25 protein-coding genes and 1 tRNA gene are annotated in these 24,299 nt (G+C 67.9%); 12 read left to right on the top strand and 14 right to left on the bottom strand.

Features of this window, described 5'->3' with window-relative positions; all coding sequences use genetic code 11:
• Nucleotides 1-26: 26 nt before the first annotated feature.
• The 7 genes from ACWJI3_RS06100 to ACWJI3_RS06070 form a co-directional block, all read right to left on the bottom strand.
• Nucleotides 27-755 carry a DODA-type extradiol aromatic ring-opening family dioxygenase gene (locus ACWJI3_RS06100; RefSeq protein WP_480203189.1) on the bottom strand — a complete coding sequence of 243 codons (729 nt, stop codon included), beginning with the start codon at nt 753-755 and terminating at the stop codon, nt 27-29.
• 340 nt (nt 756-1,095) lie between these two features.
• Nucleotides 1,096-1,473, bottom strand: a complete 378-nt coding sequence (locus tag ACWJI3_RS06095; protein WP_094514557.1) for a hypothetical protein — start codon at nt 1,471-1,473, stop codon at nt 1,096-1,098.
• A 450-nt stretch (nt 1,474-1,923) separates the two neighbouring features.
• On the bottom strand, nt 1,924-2,628 hold the full coding sequence (locus tag ACWJI3_RS06090) for a GAP family protein (protein ID WP_094514555.1): 705 nt from the start codon (nt 2,626-2,628) through the stop codon (nt 1,924-1,926).
• 432 nt (nt 2,629-3,060) lie between these two features.
• Nucleotides 3,061-3,726 carry a class I SAM-dependent methyltransferase gene (locus tag ACWJI3_RS06085; RefSeq protein ID WP_480203188.1) on the bottom strand — a complete coding sequence of 222 codons (666 nt, stop codon included), beginning with the start codon at nt 3,724-3,726 and terminating at the stop codon, nt 3,061-3,063.
• Nucleotides 3,727-4,058: 332 nt separating this feature from the next.
• Nucleotides 4,059-5,141 carry a class I fructose-bisphosphate aldolase gene (locus ACWJI3_RS06080; protein ID WP_480203187.1) on the bottom strand — a complete coding sequence of 361 codons (1,083 nt, stop codon included), beginning with the start codon at nt 5,139-5,141 and terminating at the stop codon, nt 4,059-4,061.
• A 164-nt stretch (nt 5,142-5,305) separates the two neighbouring features.
• Nucleotides 5,306-5,378 (bottom strand) — tRNA-Ile (locus tag ACWJI3_RS06075).
• A 10-nt stretch (nt 5,379-5,388) separates the two neighbouring features.
• A complete protein-coding gene (locus ACWJI3_RS06070; protein ID WP_233133122.1) occupies nt 5,389-5,874 on the bottom strand; it encodes an occludin/ELL family protein in 486 nt (161 codons plus the stop codon).
• Between the two features lie 251 nt (nt 5,875-6,125).
• Between ACWJI3_RS06070 and pyrE the strand changes: the two genes are divergently transcribed.
• Both pyrE and ygfZ read left to right on the top strand, forming a co-directional pair.
• Nucleotides 6,126-6,737, top strand: a complete 612-nt coding sequence (gene pyrE, locus ACWJI3_RS06065; RefSeq protein ID WP_480203372.1) for an orotate phosphoribosyltransferase — start codon at nt 6,126-6,128, stop codon at nt 6,735-6,737.
• Nucleotides 6,738-6,795: 58 nt separating this feature from the next.
• On the top strand, nt 6,796-7,770 hold the full coding sequence (ygfZ, locus tag ACWJI3_RS06060; protein WP_480203186.1) for a CAF17-like 4Fe-4S cluster assembly/insertion protein YgfZ: 975 nt from the start codon (nt 6,796-6,798) through the stop codon (nt 7,768-7,770).
• On the opposite strand, the gene ACWJI3_RS06055 is transcribed toward ygfZ, so the two are convergent.
• On the bottom strand, nt 7,767-9,284 hold the full coding sequence (locus tag ACWJI3_RS06055; protein ID WP_480203185.1) for a TM0106 family RecB-like putative nuclease: 1,518 nt from the start codon (nt 9,282-9,284) through the stop codon (nt 7,767-7,769). The two genes, ygfZ and ACWJI3_RS06055, sit on opposite strands and share 4 nt — an antisense overlap.
• Nucleotides 9,285-9,387: 103 nt before the next feature.
• Between ACWJI3_RS06055 and ACWJI3_RS06050 the strand changes: the two genes are divergently transcribed.
• The 6 genes from ACWJI3_RS06050 to ACWJI3_RS06025 all read left to right on the top strand — a co-directional run bounded on the left by ACWJI3_RS06050 (nt 9,388) and on the right by ACWJI3_RS06025 (nt 14,168).
• The gene (locus tag ACWJI3_RS06050; RefSeq protein ID WP_480203184.1) at nt 9,388-10,875 is read left to right on the top strand and encodes a phosphoglucomutase/phosphomannomutase family protein; all 1,488 of its coding nucleotides are present in this window, start codon (nt 9,388-9,390) and stop codon (nt 10,873-10,875) included.
• Nucleotides 10,872-11,525, top strand: a complete 654-nt coding sequence (gene rdgB / locus ACWJI3_RS06045) for an RdgB/HAM1 family non-canonical purine NTP pyrophosphatase (protein WP_480203183.1) — start codon at nt 10,872-10,874, stop codon at nt 11,523-11,525. Before ACWJI3_RS06050 ends, rdgB begins: the two co-directional genes overlap by 4 nt.
• The gene (locus tag ACWJI3_RS06040) at nt 11,525-11,914 is read left to right on the top strand and encodes a YidH family protein (protein ID WP_255100300.1); all 390 of its coding nucleotides are present in this window, start codon (nt 11,525-11,527) and stop codon (nt 11,912-11,914) included. The genes rdgB and ACWJI3_RS06040 overlap by 1 nt, the downstream gene beginning before the upstream one ends.
• A 621-nt stretch (nt 11,915-12,535) precedes the next feature.
• Nucleotides 12,536-13,021, top strand: a complete 486-nt coding sequence (locus ACWJI3_RS06035; protein WP_094514539.1) for a hypothetical protein — start codon at nt 12,536-12,538, stop codon at nt 13,019-13,021.
• 296 nt (nt 13,022-13,317) lie between these two features.
• Entirely contained in the window at nt 13,318-13,944 is a 627-nt protein-coding gene (locus ACWJI3_RS06030; RefSeq protein ID WP_480203182.1) for a hypothetical protein, read from the top strand.
• A gap of 59 nt (nt 13,945-14,003) precedes the next feature.
• Nucleotides 14,004-14,168 carry a Nif11-like leader peptide family natural product precursor gene (locus tag ACWJI3_RS06025; RefSeq protein WP_094514532.1) on the top strand — a complete coding sequence of 55 codons (165 nt, stop codon included), beginning with the start codon at nt 14,004-14,006 and terminating at the stop codon, nt 14,166-14,168.
• On the opposite strand, the gene ACWJI3_RS06020 is transcribed toward ACWJI3_RS06025, so the two are convergent.
• Genes ACWJI3_RS06020 through hisB form a run of 3 tightly spaced genes read right to left on the bottom strand, consistent with a single transcriptional unit; the run spans nt 14,146 to nt 17,017 of the window.
• Entirely contained in the window at nt 14,146-14,706 is a 561-nt protein-coding gene (locus ACWJI3_RS06020) for a DUF1499 domain-containing protein (protein ID WP_480203181.1), read from the bottom strand. The two genes, ACWJI3_RS06025 and ACWJI3_RS06020, sit on opposite strands and share 23 nt — an antisense overlap.
• Nucleotides 14,703-16,325: a carotenoid oxygenase family protein gene (locus tag ACWJI3_RS06015; RefSeq protein ID WP_480203180.1), complete on the bottom strand. Its 1,623-nt coding sequence runs from the start codon at nt 16,323-16,325 to the stop codon at nt 14,703-14,705. The genes ACWJI3_RS06020 and ACWJI3_RS06015 overlap by 4 nt, the downstream gene beginning before the upstream one ends.
• Nucleotides 16,326-16,372: 47 nt before the next feature.
• Nucleotides 16,373-17,017 carry an imidazoleglycerol-phosphate dehydratase HisB gene (gene hisB / locus ACWJI3_RS06010; RefSeq protein WP_480203179.1) on the bottom strand — a complete coding sequence of 215 codons (645 nt, stop codon included), beginning with the start codon at nt 17,015-17,017 and terminating at the stop codon, nt 16,373-16,375.
• A gap of 85 nt (nt 17,018-17,102) precedes the next feature.
• Here hisB and ACWJI3_RS06005 point away from each other — a divergent pair, with 85 nt between their 5' ends.
• Complete coding sequence (locus ACWJI3_RS06005; RefSeq protein ID WP_094514519.1) at nt 17,103-17,723, top strand: carbonic anhydrase; 621 nt, start codon at nt 17,103-17,105, stop codon at nt 17,721-17,723.
• 13 nt (nt 17,724-17,736) lie between these two features.
• Here ACWJI3_RS06005 and fabI read toward each other — a convergent pair whose 3' ends face one another.
• Complete coding sequence (fabI, locus tag ACWJI3_RS06000) at nt 17,737-18,519, bottom strand: enoyl-ACP reductase FabI (protein ID WP_259728705.1); 783 nt, start codon at nt 18,517-18,519, stop codon at nt 17,737-17,739.
• A gap of 68 nt (nt 18,520-18,587) precedes the next feature.
• Here fabI and ACWJI3_RS05995 point away from each other — a divergent pair, with 68 nt between their 5' ends.
• Nucleotides 18,588-20,045 (top strand): FAD-binding domain-containing protein, encoded by a 1,458-nt coding sequence (locus ACWJI3_RS05995; RefSeq protein ID WP_480203178.1) that lies wholly within the window; start codon nt 18,588-18,590, stop codon nt 20,043-20,045.
• 102 nt (nt 20,046-20,147) lie between these two features.
• On the opposite strand, the gene ACWJI3_RS05990 is transcribed toward ACWJI3_RS05995, so the two are convergent.
• Nucleotides 20,148-20,675 (bottom strand): hypothetical protein, encoded by a 528-nt coding sequence (locus ACWJI3_RS05990; RefSeq protein ID WP_233133121.1) that lies wholly within the window; start codon nt 20,673-20,675, stop codon nt 20,148-20,150.
• Between ACWJI3_RS05990 and ACWJI3_RS05985 the strand changes: the two genes are divergently transcribed.
• Nucleotides 20,638-21,483, top strand: coding sequence for a thioredoxin family protein (locus ACWJI3_RS05985; protein ID WP_480203177.1), 846 nt, complete (start codon nt 20,638-20,640; stop codon nt 21,481-21,483). The two genes, ACWJI3_RS05990 and ACWJI3_RS05985, sit on opposite strands and share 38 nt — an antisense overlap.
• Before the next feature lie 19 nt (nt 21,484-21,502).
• Nucleotides 21,503-22,747: a DegT/DnrJ/EryC1/StrS family aminotransferase gene (locus tag ACWJI3_RS05980; protein ID WP_480203176.1), complete on the top strand. Its 1,245-nt coding sequence runs from the start codon at nt 21,503-21,505 to the stop codon at nt 22,745-22,747.
• Between the two features lie 49 nt (nt 22,748-22,796).
• Here the strand turns inward: ACWJI3_RS05980 and ACWJI3_RS05975 are convergent, their stop codons facing one another.
• The gene (locus ACWJI3_RS05975) at nt 22,797-24,296 is read right to left on the bottom strand and encodes an FAD-binding domain-containing protein (protein ID WP_480203175.1); all 1,500 of its coding nucleotides are present in this window, start codon (nt 24,294-24,296) and stop codon (nt 22,797-22,799) included.
• Between the last annotated feature and the right edge of the window lie 3 nt (nt 24,297-24,299).

Below are 24,299 nucleotides of genomic sequence, written 5' to 3'. Positions count from 1 at the left end.
CTTCCCCAGACAGTGTCAGCAGCCTCCTAGGCCTCAACCTCCCAGAGCACCATGCACGCTCGCTTGTGAAGGATCTGTAGTTCGTAGCTGCTGGAACAGGCCGAGGCCGCATAGCCATAGCAGACATGCAGCGGCAGAAGATGCTCTTCCCTGGGATGGCAGTAGCGGGCAAAAGGGGCGTCCTGCCAATGGAGCAGACGCTGGCTGCGCTCCTGTTCAGCGAGCTGGCGGTTGGAACAGGTGTCGAGCAACCAGTTCTCGAAGGCCCCATTCATCGCCTTGGATTCAGCTGTATCGGGCGTGAAGAAGGCCTTCATGTTGTGGAAGGAGAAGCCCGAACCGATCAGCAGCAACCCCGGATCTGCCAGGCCTTGCAGGGCACGGCCCAGGGCCAGATGCTGGGCAGGGTCCAGGCTGCGAAGCAAAGACAGCTGCACGCACGGGATCTCTGCCGCGGGAAACATGATCTTCAGAGGCACGAACAGGCCATGATCCAATCCTCTCGTGGTCGTGAGGCGGGCCTCGATGCCAACTTCAGCCAGCGCCGCAGCGATGGCGCACGCCAGCGGCGGATCACCTGGGCATGGATACTGAATCTCGTACGACTCGTTTGGAAATCCGCTGTAGTCGTAGAGAAGCGACGGATTCGCGCCGGCAGTCACACTGGGTTGCTGCTCTTCCCAATGGGCACTCACCACAAGGATGGCGGAAGGCCGCTCGATCGTGGCGGCAATGGTTGTCAGGCAAGCAACCATTTCGGCATGGGCCGCATCACCAAGCAAAGGCAATGGACCACCACCATGGGAGAGAAACAGGGCCCGGCGTCGCTGCACTGATCACTCCTGATGCAAAGCTGCTTGCACAGCTGCCTGGGTGGATGAGCGCCAGTGCCCAAGGCCATGCAAAGCATTGAGCCCAAGGTTATGAAAGGCACTGAGCCCATCACCCAAACCCCAGAACTGTCAGAGCAACTGTAGAGCAGACGCACAGGGGAGAACCACTGCCTGCAGCAGGGAGGCAGCAGCAGCGACGACAGACGTGGCGGCAGCAGCAATGGTCGGGAAGGTAAGGCCGCCCCATCAGCGAAGCCGGTGGTCAGTCTTCCTCGGAGATGTACAGCTCCGTGCCTCGCTGGTAGAAGTTGAAGGTTTTACCCTGGTCTTCGCAATCGGATTGGGTGGCCGCGTAAGCCTTCAGAGGGGTGCGTACGATATTGGTGACGCCGGTGGTGTTGTCGTCGTAGCGCACATTGAGCGCAGGCGATTTATTCTCGCCTGCAAACTTGTAGTTCCAGGTCAATTTCAGCCACTTTCCGGGTGCCACGGTGGCAGACGTCCACTCACCTGAGCTGCCCCAGCGATAAGCGAAATTCACGGAATAACCGGTTTCGGTGCCGATGCAGGCCAAGGCAAACTTCGTGGACTGAGCGGAGGCGATTGGGGCCTGCGCCACTGTGAACGGAATCACCAGCAAGGGGATGGCCCACCAGCGGCGCGCAGACCTTTGCAAGGAGTGTGGCGCCGAACAAGCCGCCGAAAGAGGCCGCGAAGATTCACCCGGAAGACGGAACGAACGCCGAACAGGCCTGGCAGAACGAAGCAAGCGCAAGGACTTGCGAAACATAGATTGCAACCCCATGACTACACCGATCATCCGAAGCGCAAACATAACTGAATGAGGCCCACCTGTCTGGCAAGTGTCATCATTGGTAAAGGCCTACTCCGCGCTAACCACATCACGAACAAGCGCGGCAGCAGCTTGCCAGCCACTGCCAGGCAGGGACTGAGGCCAGGCAGGGACTGAGCCTGCTCCTGATGGTTCTGCTGATGGGTTGAGGTTTCCATCCTCTGGCCTGTGGATGCAAAACCATGGTGATCGGAGATGGACCGTAGCTGGCACAGGTGAATGAACCACTCGTGCACGTCAGCTCGACACCGGCAGCAAGGGATGACCGAGAAACCAACCGATGCCGTCGGCCACCAGCACCAAGCCAAGCACCACCACCACCGCCGCTGTGAGCTTCGGCAGCACCGACAGACTGAGCGAGGCCAACGACTGAAAGATCCTGCCGGCCCGCTGGGGAAAGAGGAAACGCAGCCCGATCAGGCTGAGCAGAGGCAGCACAAAGATGAGGTTGTAAACGAGGAGATAGGCGACTCCCGCCAGCCCCTGTGGGTCATATTGCACGATCCGCTCCACAGCCGCGAGGTAGGGCACGGCGCCCGGAAGGCCCACCAACACCAAGCTGCCCCCGAGCACCGCCATGGCGGCCGGTGAATTGCCGGTTGCTGGGGCCTCCTGTGGTTTGGCGGTGGTTGATCGCTGCATGAGCCAGGGGGAGGCCAGCAGCAACAGTCCCACCAGGATCTGAATCACCAACTCCAGTGCCTGGGGTTGATTCCAGAGACGTGCAAGACCTGCACCGAAGTGCGCTGTGAAGGCTTCTGCTCCTAACAACAACAAAAGGCCAAAGCACACATACACCACATAAACCCCCGCCACAAACGAACCCGCAAGGGCCACGGGACGACGGCTACCAAGCGCCACCGTCATCGGCACCAGAGCCAGGGGAACCATCGACAGACTGTCAACCAGGCCGATCGCCACCAAAACAAGAAGCAGGCCCACGCTCGCACCGATCCAGCCGGGAGCTGGATTGTATGGGAGGAAAGTGAAAAGCCAGCAGGCTTTTGTTGGAAGACTGAATCCTGAGCAGGAGGTGATGCTGGAGCGCTGAGATCACCATGGTCATGGTGTGGGGGAGATGGGCCAAAGATAATCAGCCAGATGGTCGCTGACGATCAATTGGCAGCAGAGCCGATGTGTTCGATCCCGTGGTTCTCGCTGACAAGTGTGCAGGTATCCTCCCGATCGGACCGACCGTCGTGGAGCCTTCACAAGACCTGGGCTCAGCTCTGTGAAAAAACACCTGACCACAACGCGCCGCAACTCCGCGAAGCAATTTGAAGATCGATGATCAATTCAATGATCCAAGGAAAAGACCAACGATCCCACAAGACCAAAAGCCAGAAATTGATCCCATCGCTTGAAGACGAAACATCATAATGGCTCTGTAATCGGCGCCTGCCTCGTACCTTGAGGTTGCTTTTCAAAGACGACCACACTGTCGTAGATCGAGATGCAGTCTGTGGTGCGGGTGAATGAGGAAATCGGCAAGGCACCCCGCGTATGCACGGCATTGATCTCATCAATCTTTCCCTTCGCGAGCTCTATAAAGCTCCCCGATCTTCCAATTCCACCTTCATACTCATCCCAATAGCAAGTATGCGTATCTTCCACCATGTACACGCCTCTGGGATGAATGCGTTCATAAAGCAATTCAAACGAAGAGACCATGTGGCTCATCCGATGGCTGCCATCATCCAAGACAATATCGATTCGTGGATAGCGACTGAGGATCCGCTCGATCACCGCAGGATCATCCTGGCTACCAATGAAGATCTCAACACCTTCGCCCTCATGCTGCTTGCATTCTGGATTGATGTCAAGACCAAGAACCTGTGCGCCGGGACCGAAATACTCCTTCCACATAGCCAAAGAACCGCCACCAAAAACCCCGATCTCAAGGATCACCGGAGCGGCGTTGCGGAATCTTGAGAAATGTCGCTCATAGATATCAAAGTAATGAATCCATTTATGCATGAGCTTGGAAGAGTTTTCCAAGAAGTAGCGATGCAGGAATCCGCCGCAATCAACTGAGGCCACAACGAGATCAACTGATAGTGTTCAATCTTAGACTCTCTCCAGACGTTTGCCATCACAGCCAAGAGGGATCTGGGCGCTCCCACTGCCTTCTGCCACTCACGACAGCCAAACGCCATTGCCATCTACATCCTGCCTACATGGCCATCAAGGAAGAGCAGAACATCCATCTGCCACCCATTCGGCAGATGGGTGTCAATCAATACAGGAACTGACGACGACCTTATCCATGACCAGCGTCCAAGGTCTCAGGTCCTCGAGCAGTCAACCGCTCAGATCGTCAGGCATTCAACCCCACAGCCCGGAACGCACCAACGTCGTATCAAAACCCACCCCTAATAGCTGTAATTCGCCTCAAACAACGGCGCACCATCGGAGGGTTCTGAGCCGGGCGCATAGAGGCCCTGAGACGCCAGGCCATTGGCCCGGGCACGCGCCAACAGCGCCTGCTGGCCAGAGGCCAGATCGTGGCCAGCCCAGTGCTTCAGGCACGACTGCTGCAGCGCACGGCCGTAGGAAAAGCCCAGGTGCCACGGCGCTGGCGTGGTGGCTTGATTGATGCCGTTGAGATACACACTCGCCTCCTCTTCGCTCAGGCCACCGGAGAGGAACAGCACAGCCGGCACACTCACCGGCACCGTGCGCTCCAGCGTGCGCAAGGTGTACTCAGCCACCAGGTCGGGGCTGGGCGGGGTGGCGCAGGCCGTGCCCGGCAGGGTGAGCGACGGCTTGAGCAGGCTGCCCTCCAGGAACACACCGCAGTGGCTGAGGGCGCTGTACACCGTGCGCAGCACCCACTCCTGCACGGCGGCAGTGGTTTCGATGTCGTGGTCTCCATCCATCAGGATTTCCGGCTCCACGATCGGCACCAGCCCCGCCTCCTGCACCGTGCGCGCATAGCGGGCCAGGCCCCAGGCGTTCTCGCGCACGCACAGATCCGAGGGGGATCCCTCGGCGGAAATCTTCAGCACCGCCCGCCACTTGGCGAAACGGGCGCCGCGCGCATAGGCGTGCGTTGCCCGCTCCTGCAGTCCCTTCAGGCCGGTGCACCAGCTCTCTCCCTCCAGTCCGCCCGCCAGCGGCTCCAGACCCTGGTCCACCTTGATGCCGGGAACGATGCCGCTGCTGCGGAACAAGTCCACGAGCGGCGCACCTGGTTCGCCCAGCGCATTCACGCTGTCTTGAAACAAGGTTTCCTCAAACAGGATCACGCCGCTGATGTGCTCGTTGAGCTCAGGTGTGGTGGCCAGCAGGCTGCGGTAAGCGCGGCGGTTCGCCTCGGTGTTGTCCACACCGATGGCCTCGAAGCGTTTGCCGATCGTGCCGGTGGATTCATCGGCGGCCAGCAGTCCCTTGCCCCGGGCCGCCAGCGTGCAGGCTGTGCTGGCCAGTTCATCGCGAAAGCTCTCGAGGCTCATCGATTCCGGTGCGGGAAACAAACAGCAGAACCGATCGGCTCCGACCTCTCCTTAAGTGGGGCAGAGGGCGGTGTCAACGGCGCGGTGTGGAATGAATCCAGCTGGAGTCTGCTTCCGGAAAGCCGCACCGCTTGCGCCGCAATGAGCCGACGACAATTGTTTGATGGGGGTCCCGGGGATCGAACCCGGCTTAGGCGGATTATGAGTCCGCTGCATTCACCAGATTGCTAGACCCCCAGCGTGCCGCTCACCACAAGCCGCGGATCGGCCGTGACCACATCGACGGGGGTACTGCGCCATCATCCAGCTGATGCGGTGCCATCGATTCACCCGAACCCTGCAGACTGCCGGTGAACTGGCTGGGCAGGTCAGCTGTGCGAAACGGAATCGGCGAGCTGAGTTCTTCCATCGCCGCGTTGACGGTGTTGTTGATGGCGCTCCCATCCCAGATGATCGCCTGATCAGGAAAGCCCAGCCCCATCACGCGGTTGCCTTCCGGCCCACCCATCGCGATGCCGAGGATATCGGTGGCCTGATGAAGGATGTTCACCCCCGCCGCAAACGGTGAGCGCCAACTGAAGGCGCGCCGCATGAAGAGGGTGTCGGTGGCTTCCACCACGCCGCAGCGGGTGACCTCCACCGGCGCCGCGCGGCCTGGGCCCGAACCGGAGGCACCGGCCTCCACCGTTGTGGTGCAGACCACCGGGTCGGCCAACGCAGGGGCTGTGGTCATGACCGCCAGGCCACCAGCCGCCACCAGCCATGCAACGAGACCCGGCCGCATCATGGAAGGCCACGCCAGGGATGCAACGGAGCGGGTGGGAGCCACAGCAGAAGGGGTGGGGCGGGTCATCGGAAGCACCAGAGACGCCCGTGCCCGTTGCAGGCAGGAGCTGGCTATTTGAGCGCAAACTAAGTCAGCAAGCCGGAAAGTTGCCAGTGTCCGCCGTTCCCGACTCCCTTGCCGCCGCTCCGGCCACCCCGCTGCCCCCCGCTGATCCGGCGGAACGGCGCCGCGCCCTGCTGCCGCTGCTGGCCGACCGCGCCTATCGCCATGGCCGTTTCACCCTGGCCTCCGGGCGCAGCAGCGACCATTACGTGAACTGCAAACCGGTGAGCCTCAGCGGTTACGGGCTGGCCCTGCTGGCGGAGCTGATGCTGGAGCAGGTGGAAGACGGCGCGCTGGCCGTCGCCGGGCTCACCCTCGGCGCCGATCCGTTGGTGAGCGGCGTCGCGTTGGCGGCGGCGCTGGTGGGACGGCCGCTGGATGCCTTGATCGTGCGCAAGGAGGCAAAAGGCCACGGCACCGGTGCCTGGCTGGAAGGCCCCCTCCCCGCCGCCGGCAGCACGATCACCGTGCTGGAAGACGTGGTCACCACCGGCGGGTCGTCGCTCAAGGCGGTGCGGCAACTGCGGGAGGCCGGCTATGTGGTGCAGCGGGTGGTCACGATCGTGGATCGGCAGGAAGGCGGCCTCGAGGCGATGACCGCAGCCGGGCTGGAACTGCGCAGCCTGTTCCTGCTGGAGGAGATCGCCGCGGCCGCCAGCAACAACGAAGCAGCCGCAAGCAACCACTCCCCAACCGCCAGCAACTGATCCCGCCCCGATCCCGGCGGTGATTTGCAAGGGTAAGGGCGCCGGATGCTCCCCCACCGTGACGCCCCATCCCCAGCCCGACCCATGGGCCTGGCAGCCGCCCCGCCCCAGCCGTCTGCAGCAGCCGGCGGTGCTGATCCGCCTGGAAGGGGCCGACACCCTGCGCTTCCTGCACGGCCAGACCAGCCAGGACCTGGAGCGGGCCCGGAGCGGCCAGTGCCTGGCCACCTGCTGCATCAGCCCCACCGGCCGTCTGCGCGCGCTGGCCGAGGTGCTGGTGGATGGCGCAGGCGCCTGGCTGCTGGTGAGCGCCGGTGATGGCGGCGCCGTGCATCAGGCACTCGATCGGGTGCTGTTTCCGGCCGATCAGGTGGTGCTGGGGGCGCCCCAGCCGGTCAGGTTGTTCACGCTGTTTGAGGCTCCCGGCCCCTTGCTGGCGCCCCCCGGGCAATGGCAACCCCTCGGCGCGGCCGACGGCGCCGAGGGCTTTCTGCTGCCGGGCGGCCGGATGGTGCTGCCGGCCGAGACGCCGGAGCCAGAGGCGCTCCAGGCGCTGCCGGCCCTCTCTGCCGCCGAGGCCGAGCGCTGGCGGCTGCAGGGCGGCCACCCCGCCGCGCCTGCCGAGATCAACGAGGAGGTGAACCCGTTCGAGCTGGGCCTGGCAGGGCGGGTGAGCCTCTCGAAGGGCTGCTACGTGGGCCAGGAAACCCTGGCCAAGCTGGCCACCTACGACGGCGTCAAGCAGCAACTGCGCCGCTGGGTGTGCACGCCTCCCGCCGGTGGCCCGCTGCCGCTGCCGGGCGGCAGCCTGCACACCTCTGCGGGCGACCGGGCCGGGCGCATCACCTCCTGTCTGGAGCTGCCCGCCACTGCTCAGCAGCCGGCCTGCTGGCTGGGGCTGGCCCTGGTGCGGCGGCAGGCACTGGCGGAGGCGTGCCTGCAGGCCGAGGGCGGGCTGGTACTGGCGCTCTCCATCCCGGAGGCGTTCGTAACCCCGCCGGTGGGCGCCGGCGGCGGGGCGGGCAAGCTCTAAGCCAGTGGTGCCGGCGGGTCCTGGTGCGATTGGTCCTGCTCCAGCAACCAGCGGGCCACCGCCCAGGTGGCCCGGACGTCGTCGTGGTTGTAGCGGAGGATCCAGCGCAGGTTGTGGTGGCTGCCGCGACCCGCAGCGGTGCCATCGCCGCGCCACTGGCGCCACCACAGCAGGCAGCGGGCCCCATCCACCCCCTTCTGGCTCCAACGGAAGCCGAGCCAGCCAGCCACCCCCTTGAGCCCGTAGCTGCTCACCGGCAGCAACCAGTGGCGCCGCAGGCGCACGTGCAGGTCCACCAACCGCGCCCGCAGCGCCGCCACCTCCCGTTCGCTGGCGCCCTGGCGCTGGGCAAGCCGCACCAGCGCCACCGCCTCGGTTTCGCCGTAGTGGAGCAGGGGCCACCCCGGGCTGCGCGCCAGCGCCCGCCGCAGGCGCTGCCACAGCAAGGCTTCGCCATGCTCATGCAGGGCCAGCAGCGGCTGGTAACGGCTGCCAGCGGCGGCGGCCGTGGGCCAGCGGCCATCGGCCTGCCGCTCGATCCGCAGAAAGCCGTGCAGAAAGTCGTCGCGGGCGTCCGGGTCGGATTCGATGTCGTAGACGAGCACGCCGGGGGCCGCGGCCAGCTCCGGCAGCGCCAGCAGGGGCTGGCCGGGGAGAGGCGCGATCCGTTGCGGAGCGCCGTCGCGCTGCACCCGCGCCTGGGCCACCAGCCGCTCAGCCACCTCACGGTGCTGCTCGCCGTGCACCTCCAGCGCATCGGCCAGGGCACCGGGGTCGGCCGCCGCCAGATCCGCCACCCCGCCCACATGCAGATCCAGCAGCAGCTCGCGGCGTTTGCCGCCGATGCCGCTCACTTCGCTGAGGTGGCCCTGCTGGGCCGCCTCCTGGTCGCACAGGCCCCGCCAGGAGCAGAGCACGCACTTCTTGCGGTCGTTGACCAGCGGTGGCGGCTGAGACCGTTGCAGATCGTCCGCCAGTTTCGGCAGGCTGTCGTCGAGCTGGCGCTGCAGTCCAGGGCCCAGCGCCAGGTGTTCCTGCTCCAGCCCGCGGGCGCCGTGGGCCAGCACCAGGCCCTCTCCCACGCTGGCGTCCTGGTGCTCCCCCAGCAGCCGGCCCCAGAGCGTCATCAGCAGGCGGTGTTCCCGCGTGAGCCGCCGGCCGTGGCGCGCCATCACCGGCAGATAGGCATGGGCGCCCCAGCGGCTGCTGCCGGTGGTGCGCAGCAGCAGGGGCGGGTGGGCCTGCAGCGCCAGCCCGCCCGGGCCCTCGCCGGCCAGCCGCAGCCCCACCACGGCGGGCGCGGCGTCGGCGCAACCCGCCTCACCCCGCTGGGGCTTGCGGCCCAGCAACTGCACAAAGCAGCGCTGCTGATCGTCCAGCTGCAGGGTGCGGTGGGCCGTCCAGAGTCGTCGCTCCTGGGGGCCATGGCGGTCGAGCCAGGCGCGGCGACGGCAGCGGACCCAGCTGCGCAGCAACCGGTCGGTGAGCACCCGATCGGGGTGGGCGGAAGGCATGCGGCCAAGCTAAAGGGAACGGTGGCCTGCCCAGAGGCCGGCACGCGCTCTGCCCCGCAGGATGCGTCACGCTGCTACGACCCTGGCACTTCCCCTCCCCCCCATGGCGTCCGCCCCCCTGCCCCTGGAGCCCAGCCCGATCCGGTTCGGCACCGATGGCTGGCGCGGCATCCTTGGCGTCGACATCACGGTGGAGCGGCTGTTGCCGGTGGCAGCCGCCGCCGCCCGCGAGCTGGAGCATTCCGCCCCGCCGGGCCTGCACAGCCGGGAGGTGGTGATCGGCTACGACCGCCGCTTCCTCGCGCCCGAACTGGCCGAGGCGATCGCCGCCGCCGTGCGGGGCGCCGACCTGGAGCCCCTGCTCACCGACACGCCCGTGCCCACCCCCGCCTGCAGCTGGGCGGTGGTGGAGCGCGGCGCCCTGGGCGCCCTGGTGATCACCGCCAGCCACAACCCACCGGAATGGCTCGGGCTCAAGATCAAGGGCCACTTCGGCGGCTCGGTGGAAGGCGACTTCACCGCCCGGGTGGAGAAGCGCCTGGAGGCCGGCGGCATCACCGTGCCGATCGCCGGCGACACCCCCCGCTTCGATGGCTGGGCCGGCTACCTGGCGGGGCTGCGCCGGCTGGTCGACACCGGCGCCCTGCGCCAGGGCCTGGCACGGCTGGGCATGGCGGTGATCGTGGATCCCATGCACGGCTCGGCCGCCGGTGGCCTGCCGGCGCTGCTGGGCCAGCCGCCTGCCGCTGCACCCCACCCGGCTGAAACCGGCGGCATCCAGGAGATCCGCTCGAACCGCGATCCGCTGTTCGGCGGCCATCCCCCCGAACCGCTGGAGCCTTATCTGGGCGAACTGATCGCAGCGGTGCGCGCCAGCACCGCCGCCGGCCAGCCGGCGCTGGGCATCGTGTTCGATGGCGACGGCGACCGCATCGCCGCCATCGACGAGCGGGGCCGCTACTGCAGCACCCAGCTGCTGATGCCACTGCTGATCGATCACCTGGCCCGCGCCCGCGGCCTGCCCGGCGCCGTGGTCAAAACCGTGAGCGGCTCCGACCTGATGCAGCAGGTGGCCGAAGGCCTCGGCCGGCGCGTGATCGAGAAGCCGGTGGGCTTCAAGTACATCGCCGCCGAGATGTTGAGCGGCGATGTGCTGATCGGCGGGGAGGAATCCGGTGGGGTGGGGCTGGGCATGCACCTGCCGGAGCGGGATGCCCTGTTCGTGGCCCTGCTGGTGGTGGAAGCGGTGGTGGAAGGGGGGCTGCCGCTGGGCGAGCGGCTCGATCAGCTGCGCGAGGCCCATGGCGGCGCCGGCACCTATGACCGCCTCGACCTGCGGCTGCGGGACATGGCCACCCGTCAGCGGCTGGAACGGCAGCTGGCCGATGCCGCCCCCACGGAGGTGGCCGGCGCGCCGGTGCTGGAGGTGATCCGCACCGATGGCGTCAAGCTGCGGCTCGGCGCCAGCCACTGGCTGATGCTGCGCTTCTCCGGCACCGAACCGCTGCTGCGTCTCTACTGCGAAGGCCCCAGCCCCGAGCGGGTGGCCGCGGTGCTCGCCTGGGCGCGCCAGTACGCGGAGGCGGCATGACCCCCACCACCCCGCCCGGCTCACCCTCCACCGTGCTGGTGCTGGCCAGCGGCAATGCCGGCAAGCTGCGGGAATTCAACGCCGCCCTCAACGGCGAGGCGGCCCGCGCCGCCGGCCTGCCACCGCTTGATGTGCGCCCCCAGCCCAGTGGCTTCGAGGTGGAGGAAACAGGCGAGAGCTTTGCCGCCAATGCCCGGCTCAAGGCTGAAGCCGTGGCATTGGCCACCGGCTGCTGGGCACTCGCCGACGACTCGGGCCTGAGTGTGGAGGCACTCGGCGGTGCCCCCGGCATCCATTCGGCCCGCTACGCCACCAGCGACAGCGAGCGCATCGCCCGGCTGCTGCGGGAACTGGGCGAACAAGCTGCAGCCCAGGAGCCCACCGCCAACCGCCGCGCCTGCTTCACCGCCGCCCTGGCCCTGGCAGATCCCAGCGGCCACACCGTGCTCACGGTGGAAGGGATCTGCCCTGGGGAGATCCTCACGGCGCCGCGCGGCAGCGGCGGCTTCGGCTACGACCCGGTGTTCCTGGTGCCGGAGGCCGGCCTCACCTTCGCGGAGATGGACCTCGATCTGAAGCGCCGCCTCGGCCACCGCGGCCGGGCCCTGGCGGCGCTGCTGCCGCAGCTCGGGCCGCTGCTGCAGCCCTGATGGCGGTCAATCTCACCAACGAGCTGGCCAAGGAACGCAACCGGGCGGCGGCAGAGCGCACCTTGATGGCCTGGATCCGCACCTGCCTGGCGCTGATCAGCTTCGGCTTCGGCCTCGACAAGATCATCGGCGCCATCAACACCAATCGCTTCGAGCGGCCCGTCCATGCCGGCCTCGGCGTGCGACTGGTGGCGATCGGCTTCGTGCTCACCGGCATCCTGGCCATGGCCGCCGCCGCACGGGAACACCTGCGCACGCTCAAGCGACTCCAGCGTGACGACTTCGTCTATGTCGATCAGACCTCGATCGGCATCGCCACCGCCATGGCCCTTACCCTGATCGGCAGCGTCGCCCTGATCCTGTTGATCACCGGTGCGAGGCCGATGTGAATCCGGCCGTGGCGCTGGCGCTGCCCTTTGTGCGCTGGCGAAAACGGCAGCGGCTGCGGGCCTGAATCGGATGGCACAGGTCAGGATGCATGTGGGGTGGTGAAGGCGATCGAGATGCGCCCATCGGGGCGGCGAAGACATCTGCCCATTGAAGGTGTCGCGCGCCACCCTTTCCAGCAGGCTGGGGGCGAGGCGGTGCCCCTGGCCTTTCTTCACGAGAACAACGTTCTCCTGCCAAAGGAGGGGACGTCGCCGGAGTAGTTGAAAGCCCGCGCTGCAAATACGATTCTTTGGGCGATGCGCACAACCCGGACGCTGTGGAGATCGGCACTCACCCATACCCTCAACACCATCATCAGGCAGGGAGCTGACTCCAAGTTGGATTCAGCGAGAGACCGGGGCTCAAGCGGATCATGCCAACAGGTTTCACGTACCTTCAGGGCCCCACCGTGTCCACCAACCCACGTCCTCGCCTGGGTTCCGAAGATCGGCGCCGCTGGATGTGAGTCAGAATGTTGCGGACCCATTCGCTCCGTGGCGGCGATGTAGTCGTCCCAGCCACAGTGAGACAACACCTATCTCCACCCTGCGGTTGTCCGCAGGGTGAAGCCTTCCACTCCAATGCCCCAGAAAGCGATCGTCCTGTTCAGCGGAGCTCTGGCGAGCTGCGCACTCGCCCTGCTTGCGGCACCGGCCTGTGCAGAGTTGCTCTACAAGCTTTCCACCAGATGCAGCCTGGCGGGAGCGGATCCCCAGGCCTGCACAGTTGAAGCCGAGGATTTCGGCAGCGTCACGTTGTATCGACACCGCATCGGCGCAGTGACCAAAACGATCCGTGTGACCGACTCCCCTCTGAAAATGGAGCTCTACAACGCCGAGCGCAAGAAGTGGGAGACCCTGCAAAGCGCGTCGGCACGGTTTTCAGCCAACACGGTGTGCTTCAACGGCCGGGATCTCTGCGTCGTCAATCCCAACTACCTCAACAGCGTGCAAGAGAACCGGCCCGATCTGATGACTGGGCGGGATCTGGTTCGCGTGCACTTCGACAGCAGCGGGCGCACCAACGCGAGCTGCTACGACGACGGATGTGATCTGGTCCTGAAATGAACCAACTCTCCGGATTCGCCCTTGTGTTGGCTGGCATGGTCACACTTCCCGCTGGTGCAGGCTTCGCTTTTGATTCCTCAACGGCAACTGCCTCCCCTCCCACACAACTGATCGCTCGGGGAGGTGGTGGTGGCTCCCGTGGCGGCGGCTCCCGTGGTGGTGGAGGTGGTGGGGGTGGTGCCTCACGGGCCAGCCTTGGAGCCCAGGGCGGCAGCAGGGGCAACACAGGCTTTGGCAACGCCAGTAGCGGTCTCAGCCGTGGAGCCTCCAGGCCCAGCGGCGGCTGGAGCAACCAAGTGCGTCAACCCGGCCTAAACCCCTCGCTCAACCGGCCCAGCGGCAACACCGTGGCCGGCAACCGCAACCTGAACCGCGACACCAACCGTAGTACGAATCGCAATCTGGACAACAACTGGAACGTGAATCGGGACGTGAATCGTGATATCAACAGAAACGTCAACGTGAATCGCACCGCCAACGTCAACTGGGATCGGCGCGTCAACATCAACAACGTGAACGTCAATGCCGGCTGGGCGCGGCCAGGCTGGGGCGTGGCGCGGCCGTGGAACTACGGCTGGTATGGCGGTTGGAGCACGCCAACATGGGGCTGGTGGGGCGCCCGCGCCGCCACCTGGGGCATCGCCACCCTCGCCACTGCTTCAATCATCAACAACGCCGTCAATTCAGCCATCAGCGCCAACCAGACCTACATCCTGGTGCCGAACAGCAGCTACCAGCTGATCTTCGCTTCGGTGGTGCCAACCAGCAGCTCGGTGGTGAGTTTCGCCGTTACCGCCGACGGCGGCACCTACCAGCTCACGGCCGACTGCAACGCCGGCCTGCTGGATGGCCGCCAGCCCCAGTCCGCCGCGGAGGCGGAACTGCTCAATGCCGCCTGCCAGGTGGCCTTCGGCAACGTTTGAGGCCCGGGGCGCTCAGCGCCCCCGAGTAGGACGGAGTCAGGCCTCCGCCGTCAACGACCATGTCCAAAGCCCAACTGAACGCGTTCCTGCTGCAGGTGGAAGGCGATCCCGCGCTCAAGGCCAGGGTGGACGGGGCCGCCGATCCCGCTGCGGTGGTGCTGATTGCCGCCGAGCTTGGTCATGTGTTCTCCGCCGCCACCCTCAGCCGGCAGCAGCGGGGCTGATCCCGGCATCGAGGGCCTGCTTCAGGCTCTCCAGCCGAGCTCGGTTCACCCCCAGGTCTGAATCCCCGAGGCGTGAGGCCGAGCGCACCTGCAGCACGCCACTGCGGGCATCGGCCGCCAGTTCGAGGTCGTCGATGAAGCCGAACAGGCGGCTTTCCGCGGTGGCGTGGAGATAGGCCGCCTCCGGCTCCTCCTCGAAGCGCTCCACCCTGATCCCCGGCGTGGCCTTCAGCACCGGCAGCAGCTGGCGCAGACCGTCCAGCGGATCGGCGAGAGGCCAGTCCTGGCGGACGCAATGGCTTGGCGCCGCGCAGGTGGAAAGGCGCCCGTCGTGCAGGCCGAGCTCCTCAGGCACCGGCCCCACCAGGTGGAACAGCGCAGCAGCAGCGGCCGCCGGCTGAAAAGCGAGCGGAGCTGTGACGGCCAGCAGCCACAGGCCGGCCGTCACCAGCACCCGGCCCAGACGCAAAAAGAGCTGCGGCGCCAGGCCTGAAGCAGCGCTGGAGGCGGAGCCAGTGGCGTGCGGGTGCAGGTTCATGCCGCACTCCAGCTGCCATGCAGCCCGTGGGGGATGGCCAGGGGCAGGGGAATCACCGCCTGCTCGGTGAGGTCGTCGGCCCGCAGGATCACCAGGTCACTGGCCGAGCGGGCACCGTTCCAGACCACGCAGAGGATCCAGCCGTCGTCTTCCGCCGGAGCGGACCCGGCGCCAACGGCCGGCCGGGGCACCATCAGCGGCTCGCTGACGAAGCCGCGCGGCGCCGCACTCCACACCCAGCGTTCGCCGGAGTGGAGGTCAAGCTTCTCGATCGCCTGCAGCGGGTCGTTGCCCCGCTCCCGGTGGGTGACCGCCATCCAGGCGTAGCGGGCATCCAGCCCCACGCGGGCGGGGTTCACCATCGCGAATTCGCAGCAGCGCTCCTCCAGCCGCTCGCTGCTCACCGTGCCGGTGACCAGATCGATGCGGCAGCGGTGCAGCTGGCCCACCGGCAGGGTGCTGAAGTCGACAGCACGGAAGTCGGTGTCCGGGCCGATCGTGGGGAAGTCGTCGTAGTAGATCGAATCCACCACCACCTGGCCGGCGGCGCCGGCGCCGGGGTCTTCGAAGGCGTTGAGGTGGTGGAACACGAAGCCAGCCGGCGCCTGCACCTGCAGGGGCTCGCCTTCTCCGGAGCGGGGAATCAGCCAGAACTGACCCTGCTCGCCGGGCTTGGAGGCCAGGCACTGGGCGGCCCCCTTCAGGCCGAACACGAAGCCCAGCGGGTTGAAGGCCATGGCGTTCTGCAGGAACACGGCCCAGTTGGGGGTGATCGCGAAATCGTGCAGAAAGGCGAACCCTTTGAAGCTGCGGGTCTGATCGGCCAGCAGGCGGCCACTGCCGCGCGTGACGCTGCCCTGGTGACCGCTGCTGTGATCGCCGCTGGTGCCGTGGCTGCTTGGGTCCTGGCTGGTGATGGCCTCGCCGTTGCTGGCCTGGCTGGTGGAGGCGTCGAACTCCATCAGCCGGATCGTGCTGCGGGGCCCCGCCTTCACGCCGAAGGTGACCATGCGCGGGCCGCCCCGGTGACCGGGATCGAAGCGGGGGTGGGCGCTGAAGGCCTCCCCGGCGGCAAGCACGCCATCCAGCCGCTCAAGGCCGGTGGTCTCCAGCGTGTCGGGATCGAGGCCGTGGGGCAGGCTCGCCTCCCAGAGCGCCAGCAGGCGGTCGCCCAACCGCACCACGTGGGTGTTGGCGATGTTCTTGAGCCGCAGATCGAAGGCATTGGCGAGGGGACCGCCGGGCTTCTGGGTACCGAACACGCCGCGGTACACGAAGCTGCCCTTCTCCTCCTCCGCCAGCCAGCCCTCGGTGCGCACGAAACGGTTGGTGAGACTGGCGCCGCCACCGTCGAAGCGCACGGCGGTGATCATGCCGTCGCCATCAAAGGGGTGGTGCACCCACTGGCCGCCGCGCTCCAGCCGACCCGGCCCGTTGCGGTAGAGGGTGCCGCTGAGCTCACTGGGGATGGAGCCCTTGCTGGCGGTGAGCGGCGCCGCCGTGAGTTCGCTGCCCACGTTGCGGAACGCACTGGCCCAGTCGGCGCGGGCGTAGGTGGTGGAGCTCGCGGCGGACTCCGGTGCGTCCGGATGGTCGGGGCGGCTGGCGGCCAGGGTCATGAACGGGCGAGCGGACGGCGTTCCTCCCATCATCACGTAAAGGAGTGTTAAGCGGCGCCCGCCTGCTCCAGCACCCCCTTGCTGCTGGGTACGGCACCGGCCCGGCGCGGGTCGATCTCCACCGCCAGCCGCAGCGCCCGGGCGAACGCCTTGAAGCAGGCCTCCACGATGTGATGGGAGTTCAGGCCATCGAGCTGGCGGATGTGCAGGGTGAGGCCCGAGTTGTTCACCACCGCCACGAAGAACTCCCGCACCAGCTCGGTGTCGTAGGTGCCGATCCGCTGGGCCGGAATCGTGAGCCCGTAGCTGAGGTGGGGGCGACCGGAGCAATCAAGCGCCACCTGCACCAGCGCTTCATCGAGCGGCGCCACGAAATGGCCGAAGCGATGGATGCCGCGGCGGGAGCCCAGGGCCTGCGCCATGGCCTGGCCCACGGCGATGCCCACGTCCTCGTTGGTGTGGTGGTCGTCGATGTGGGTGTCGCCGTGGGCGCTGATCTCCAGGTCGAGCAGGCCATGGCTGGCCAGCTGATGCAGCATGTGATCCAGGAACGGCACCCCGGTGCTCACCTGGCAGGCGCCACTGCCATCGAGATCCAGGCGCACCCGCACATCGGTTTCCCCGGTGACCCGGTGGACACAGCCGCTACGGCCTCCCGGACTGCCGGGATCGAGGTCCGGATGGAGGGACACGGGCTGTGGGGCGGGACAGTACCAATCATGCCGAACCCGAAGGCCTGACTCGGTCCACAATCGCCAGCACCGATCCGGCCCCTGCGTGAAAAACTGTCCCCTGACGGTGCTCGCCGAACTGCGAGAGGGCCACCGGCGCTTCCTTGACGGTGAATCGCTCCATCCCCACAGCAGCCGCGAGCGCATGCTCGAAGTGGAATCGGGCCAGCATCCGGCTGCGGCGGTGCTGGGCTGCGCCGATTCCCGGGTGCCGGTGGAGCTGCTGTTCGACACGGGCTTCGGCGACCTGTTCGTGGTGCGCAACGCCGGCACCCTCTCCACCACCGCGGCCATCGCCTCGCTGGAGTACGCCGTGGCCCACCTGGGCGTGCCCGTGATCGTGGTGCTGGGCCATGAGCGCTGTGGCGCCATGGAAGCGGCCTTCAACCCGGCGCTGATCCTCACCCCGAGCCTGGCCCAGGTGGTGGGGCAGCTGCGCATGGAGCTGCTCCACCTCGGCGGCCATGACGACCTGGATCAGGCCGCCCGCCACCACACCCTCAACGCAGCCCGCAACCTGGTCGACTCCAGCGTGCTGCTCACCGATCTGATGCGCAGCGGCCGCCTGCAGGTGGAAGCCGCCTTCTACAACCTGCACACCACCACGATCGACTGGATGGGATCGGTGATGCCGATGCGCTCGGACGAGCTGATGGGTGCACCGTGAAGCGGGAGGGCGCTCACATCCCCGTGATGCAGTAGCCGCCGTCCACATAGATCACCTGGCCGGTGATGCCCGAGGCCAGCGGGCTGGCCAGAAAGGCAGCGGTGGCGCCCACTTCGTCCTGGGTAACGGTGCGCCGCAGCGGGGCCTTCTCCTCCACGTTGTGGATCATGTCGAGGATGCCGCCGATGGCGGAGCTGGCCAGGGTGCGGATCGGGCCGGCGCTGATGGCGTTCACCCGCACCTGGTTGTCGGGGCCCAGTTCGGCGGCCAGGTAGCGCACCGAGGCCTCAAGGGCCGCCTTGGCCACCCCCATCACGTTGTAGTTGGGAATCGCCCGCTCGGCGCCCAGGTAGCTGAGCGTGATCACGCTGGCGCCAGGATTGAACAGGGGCTTGGCATAGCGGCAGAGCGGCGCCAGCGAATAGGCGCTCACCTCCAGCGCCCGGCCGAACCCTTCGGGGGTGATGGCGCTGTAGTCGCCCACCAGCTCCTCCTTGCCGGCGAAGGCCAGGCAGTGGATCAGCACATCGAGGCTGCCCCACTGCTCCTGGATCGCGGCGAAGGCGGCCTCGATCTGCTCGGGGATCTGCACGTTGAGCGGCAGCACCAGGCTGGGGGCCAGCGGGGCCGTGAGCTCACGCACCTTGCCCTCGAAGCGGCCCTTGTCGTCGGGCAGGTAGGTGACCGCCAGCTCGCAGCCCGCCGCGGCCAGCTGCTGAGCGATGCCCCAGGCGATCGAGCGGTTGTTGGCGATGCCGGTGACCAGGGCCTTCTTGCCGCGCAGATCGAGAAGCATGTCCGGGGAGCGAGCTGGCAGCGATTCTCCCGCAGCGCTGGCGCCCTGCCCGCGCCACGATCGGTGCCATGGAGCCCGCTGTCCCCCTCGCCTGGCCGCCTGCCGCCGGCGATCTGCCCCGCAGCTTCGCCGATCGGCACGAGCTGGCCGTCGAGCTGCAGGCCCGTTTCGGCCAGCAACCGGGCGCCCCGGATGCCGAAGACGCCCCACCGCTGAGCCCGATGCGCGGTGGCCGGGCAGCGGCGCTGGCTGCGCTGGCAGCGCTCGACCCGGTGGCCTACGCCACCAGCCGCAACCATCTCGATGGCGCCGTGACCCGCCTCTCCCCCTACATCCGCCACGGGGTGCTCACCCTGGCGGAGGTGCGGCAGGCGGTATTCGCGGCCCTGGCCACCCGGGGGCTGGGCCGCAGCGCCGGGGAGAAGCTGATCAACGAGCTCGGCTGGCGTGACTACTGGCAGCGCGTCTGGCAGCAGCTGGGCGAGGGCATCTGGGACGACCGCGAGCAGGGCGCCAGCGGCCTGCCGCCCACGGCCTACCGCGCAGACCTGCCCGACGACATCGCCGGCGGCAGCACCGGCCTGGCCTGCATCGATGCCTTTCGCCACCAGCTGGTGCACGAGGGCTGGCTGCACAACCATGCCCGGATGTGGCTGGCGGCCTACCTGGTGCACTGGCGGCGGGTGCGCTGGCAGACCGGCGCCCGCTGGTTCCTGCGCCACCTGCTCGACGGCGATCCGGCCAGCAACAACCTCAGCTGGCAATGGGTGGCCGGCACCTTCAGTGCCAAGCCCTACCTGTTCAACCGCGCCAACCTGGAGCGCTTCAGCGGCGGCCGCTTCTGCCGCGCCTGCCCGAAGGCGCAAGCGGGCGGCGCCGGCCGGCCGGGTGGCTGCCCGTTCGAGGCCAGCTACGAACAGCTGGGCGAGCGGCTGTTCCGCAGCGAGGGGCCGCTCAGCCTGCCGGAGCCGCCGCTGCAGGACCAGACCCTGCCGCCAGCCCCTACCGCCGGCAGGTCAGCCGCTGGCCCACCCGAGCAGGCCACCGTCGCTCCAACCGGCCCCTTGCAGCGGCCGGTGCTCTGGATCCACGGCGAGGCGTTGGGGCAGGCCAACCCCGCCTGGCGCGCCCATCCCGGTCGACCGGCCCTGTTCGTGTTCGACCGGGCCCTTATCGAGGGAAGCGCCGGCCAGGGCCCGGCGATCAGCCTCAAGCGGCTCGGCTTCCTCTACGAATGCCTGCTGGATCTGCCGGTGGTGCTCCGGGCCGGAGCTGTGGCGGAGGAGTTGCTCGCTTTCGCCGCTCACCATGGCGCCGACGGGGTGGTGACCAGCCGGGCGGTGGATCCCCGCTTTGCAGACCTTTCCGCGACGATCGGCGCCGCCCTGCCGCTGGTGGTGCTGGAGCCCGAACCGTTCGTGCAGCTGGAGGGCCCCGTGGATCTGCGGCGCTTCAGCCGCTACTGGAAGCGGGCCGAGCGGGCGGTCTGGGCCGGTTTCGAGGGGCCACGCCTCACCGCCGCTTGAGCACGCCTGCACCACTGCAGGCCTGGGCGGCGGGGGGGGTTCTGGCCCTGTCCCGTTTCAAGGCCGACGAGGGAAAGGGCTGAGCGCGCCGGGAGCCAGGGACTAGGGCGCAGCCTCCGGTGCTGCAGACGGTGCCGGGGCCTCAGCTCCAGCTCCCTGCTCCAGCGCCTCCTCACGGGCCCGCACCTCGTTGGGATCGGGCAGCAGATCCTCCTCCTGCAGCATCGGGAAGCTCTCCTGCTTCACCTGATCCGCACGGCGGGGCGGATCGGTCCACTCCCAGCGGCTGCGCGGGGCGCGCGCCTGGCAGAGCGCCTCCAGTTCGCGCTGCAGCGCCCGGCGCACATCGCCGCGGGCCACCACCTCAAAAAACTCCTGGCGGGTCGCCAGGCCAGAGCTGAACGGCGCACTGCCGTTGCCGTTGAACAGACGGGGCGGATCCGGCAACCAGCGCGGCCGGCAGACCCCCCGCTGGCGGGTGTCGGTTTCGAGCCACAGGTGCACACCGAAGCCGTCGGGCTGGTTGACCACCGCCAGGCCGTCGTGGGGCTGACGGCGCTGCAGGGGGAAGATTCGCCAGCTGGCCCTGTTGGTGGCGGGAACACAACTCGCCAGCAGGGAAGACGTCACCAGCAGCGTCACCACCACCAGCGCCAACGGCCGCAGCAAGGGCCGCCTTGGCGACCAGCGCGCCGTTCGCAGCCGCGCCGGCAACGCCACAAGGCGGCGCCATGAAGACAAACGCCAGGAAGACTTCAAGGGGCTCTCGCAGGCGAACCGGGGGGCGCCGATCCTGCCCCAGTGGCGGCGCCGGCGCGGACGCCACAATCACAGCGGAAGTCCCGCCGCGGAGCCTGGCGCCATGGCCCTCACCCCCTCCACCATGCTGCCGCTGGGCACGGCCCTGCCCCCGTTTCGGCTCGCCGATCTCGATGGCCGCCTCCATGACAGCACCGCCCTGCCGCCCCAGCCGCTGCTGGTGCTGTTCCTCTGCGCCCACTGCCCGTTCGTGAAGCACATCGAACCGGAGCTCACGCGGATTGAGCACGACTACCACGACCGGGTGGTGATCCTGGCGATCGCCAGCAACAGCGTCCGCACCCACCCCGGGGACGGCCCTGAGGGGCTGAACGACCAACGCCGGCGGCACGGCTGGCGCTTCCCCTACCTGCTGGACAGCGACCAGAACGTGGCCCGGGCCTTCCACGCCGCCTGCACTCCAGACCTCTATCTCTACGGTGCAGACCACCGGCTTGCCTACCGCGGCCAGCTCGATGCCAGCCGCCCCGGAACGGGCCAGGCCGCAGATGGCAGCGCCCTGCGAGAGGCGCTCGATGCGGTGCTCAGCGGCCAGGCCCCGGACCCCGATCAGCGGCCCGCCATCGGCTGCAACATCAAGTGGCACCCTGGCCAAGCGCCCCCTGGAACCGAAGGCTGAGGGGATTAAGGTTGCCCGCATGCAGGTGCCCCCCTTCGATCTCACCGAGCAACTTCATCAGCTTGGTGAAGGCCTCGAAGACGCCGTTCTGCAGGTGTTGCGCAGCGGCCAGTACATCGGGGGGGCCCGGATTGCGGCCTTCGAGCAACAGTTCGCCGCTGTCTGCGCCAGCCCCCATGCCATCGGCTGCAACAGCGGCACCGACGCCTTGGTGCTGGCCCTGAGAGGCCTGGGGATCGGTCCGGGTGATGAGGTCATCACCAGTTCGTTCAGCTTCTTCGCCACGGCCGAAGCGATCAGCAGCGTGGGGGCCACGCCGGTGTTCGTGGATGTGGAGGAAAGCTCCTATCTGATCGATCTCGATCGGATCGAGGCGGCGATCACGCCCGCCACCCGCGCCCTGATGCCGGTGCACCTGTTCGGCCGTCCAGTCGACATGGAGCGGATCACCGCGATCGCCTCAGTGCATGGCCTGAAGGTGATCGAAGACTGCGCCCAGGCCACCGGCGCCAGCTGGGCGGGGCAGCCGGTGGGCAGCTGGGGGGATGCGGGCTGCTTCAGCTTCTTCCCCACCAAGAACCTCGGCGGTGCCGGCGATGGCGGCGCTGTGCTCTGCAGCGACCCAGAGCTGGCCCAGCGCATCCGCGAGCTGGCCGTGCATGGCATGCCGGAGCGCTATCTGCACACGTCGCTGGGCTACAACAGCCGGCTTGATGCTCTTCAGGCCACGGTGCTGGCCGTGAAGCTCCCCCATCTGGAGCGCTGGATCGAGCGGCGCCGCCAGCTCGCCGCCACCTACCAGCGTGAGCTGGCGGGCCTTGCTGGAATCGCCCTGCCCGAGGCGGGGCCCGACGGCCACAGCTGGAACCAGTTCGTGGTGCGCGTCCCGTTCTGCCCAGCGGGCGCGAACACCTGCGGCGGCAGCTGCGCCCCCTCCAGCACCAGCGCCACTTACGGCCTGCCCGAAAGCTGCTGCCGCGACTGGCTCAAGCAGGAGCTGGCCGCCGCCGGCGTCAACACGATCATCTACTACCCGATTCCGATTCACCGCCAGCCGGCCTACGCCCAGCTGGGCTATGGCCCCGGCAGCCTGCCGGCCACCGAGCGGCTCACCTCCCAGGTGCTCAGCCTGCCGATCTTCCCCGAACTGACTTCCGAGCAGCAACAAGCTGTGATCACTGCCTTGCGCCAGCTCGCAAGCAGCTCAGCGGCCGCAGCGCCCCCCTCTGCCCCTGCGGAGTCCCGCGCCCAGGTGCGGGTCTGAGCCACGGCCGCCGGCCAGATCCTCCCCACCAACGCCAGGCTCGGCCGGCTCAGGCCAGCCCTGCGTAGAGCCCCTTGAAGCGCGCCTGCTGCTGCTTGTGGTCCACGATCGGTGCGGGGTAACCCCGCCGTTCCAGGGGCGCGATCGCCCCGCTGATCAGATCGGCAGTGGCCACGTGCGCCAGTTCCGGCAGCCAACGGCGGATGTACTGAGCCTCGGGATCGAAGCGGGCCGCCTGGGTGAAGGGATTGAAGATGCGCAGGGGTTTGGGATCCATGCCGCTGCTGGCGCTCCACTGCCAGCCCCCGTTGTTGGCAGCCAGATCCCCATCCACCAGCAGGCGCATGAACTGGCGTTCGCCCCAGCGCCAGTCGCAGATCAGATCCTTCACCAGAAAGGAGGCCACGATCATGCGGCAGCGGTTGTGCATCCAGCCGCTGGTGTTCAGCTGCCGCATCGCCGCATCCACGATCGGCACGCCGGTGAGGCCCGCGCACCAGGCCTCGAAACGGCCCGTGTCGTTCTCCCAGGGAAAGCGGCGCCACTGGGGGCGATAGGGCCCGTCAGCCAGCTCGGGAAAGTGAAAGAGGGCCTGTTGGTAGAACTCGCGCCAGGCCAGTTCCTGCTCCCACACCGTGATCGCCTGCAGGTCCTCGTCGCTGCGGGCGCGGGGCCGCTGCTGCTGGGCCGCCGCCCAGGCCTGCCGCGGGCTGAGCGTGCCGAACTTGAGGGCCGCACTCAGGCAGGAGGTGCCCGCTTCGCCTGGCAGGTTGCGGCCGGGTTCGTACCGCAGCAGGGCGCCATCGGCGAAAAGGGCCAGCTGATCGGCGGCAGCGGCTTCTCCCGGGCGGCAGGGGCAGAGATCGGCGCCGGCGAAGCCGGCATGGCCAAGGGCAGCGGCGCTGTCGCCGGTCGCAGGCACGGCGTCCAGGAGCGGCAGGTGCGCCCAGAGGGCCTGGCCGCGGGCGGGCAGGGCGGTGGGATCAAGAGCCAGCAGGCCGCTGGGAGCCGCTACCGGCGCCAGCTCCAGCCCGCCAGCACCGGCGGCCGTCGGCCCGGCCGGCTCCAGCCGGCGCCGCCAGGCACGGAAGAACGGCCCGTACACCCGATAGGGAGCGCCACCGCCGGTGAAGAGGCTGTCGGGGGGAACCAGCAGCTGATCCCAGCCCGCCAGCACCTTCAGCCCGTCCTGCTGCAGCGCGGCGGCGACGCGGCGGTCGCGCTCGCGGCCGAAGGGTTCCACATCGCGGTTCCAGGCGACCACCGCCGCGCCGATCGCTAGCGCCAGCTGGGGCAGCAGCTCGGCTGGATCCCCCCGAAGCAGCAGCAGCTGGCTGCCGGCCTCACGCCAGCGCTGCTCCAGCTCCCGCAGGCTTGCCAGCAGAAACCACAGCCGCGCCGGGGCCAGGTCGCTCGCCTCCAGCAGGGCCGGATCGAGCACGAACACGCCGGTCACGGCGGGCGTGGCGCGAGCGGCGGCCGCCAGGCCGAGATTGTCGGCCAGCCGCAGGTCACGGCGGTGCCAGAAGAGCCAGCGGGGCGGGGTCATCGC

It is taken from the genome of Marcopretia estuarina LEGE 06307 (assembly GCF_056633115.1).
This window is presented reverse-complemented; position numbering and strand designations above follow the sequence as displayed.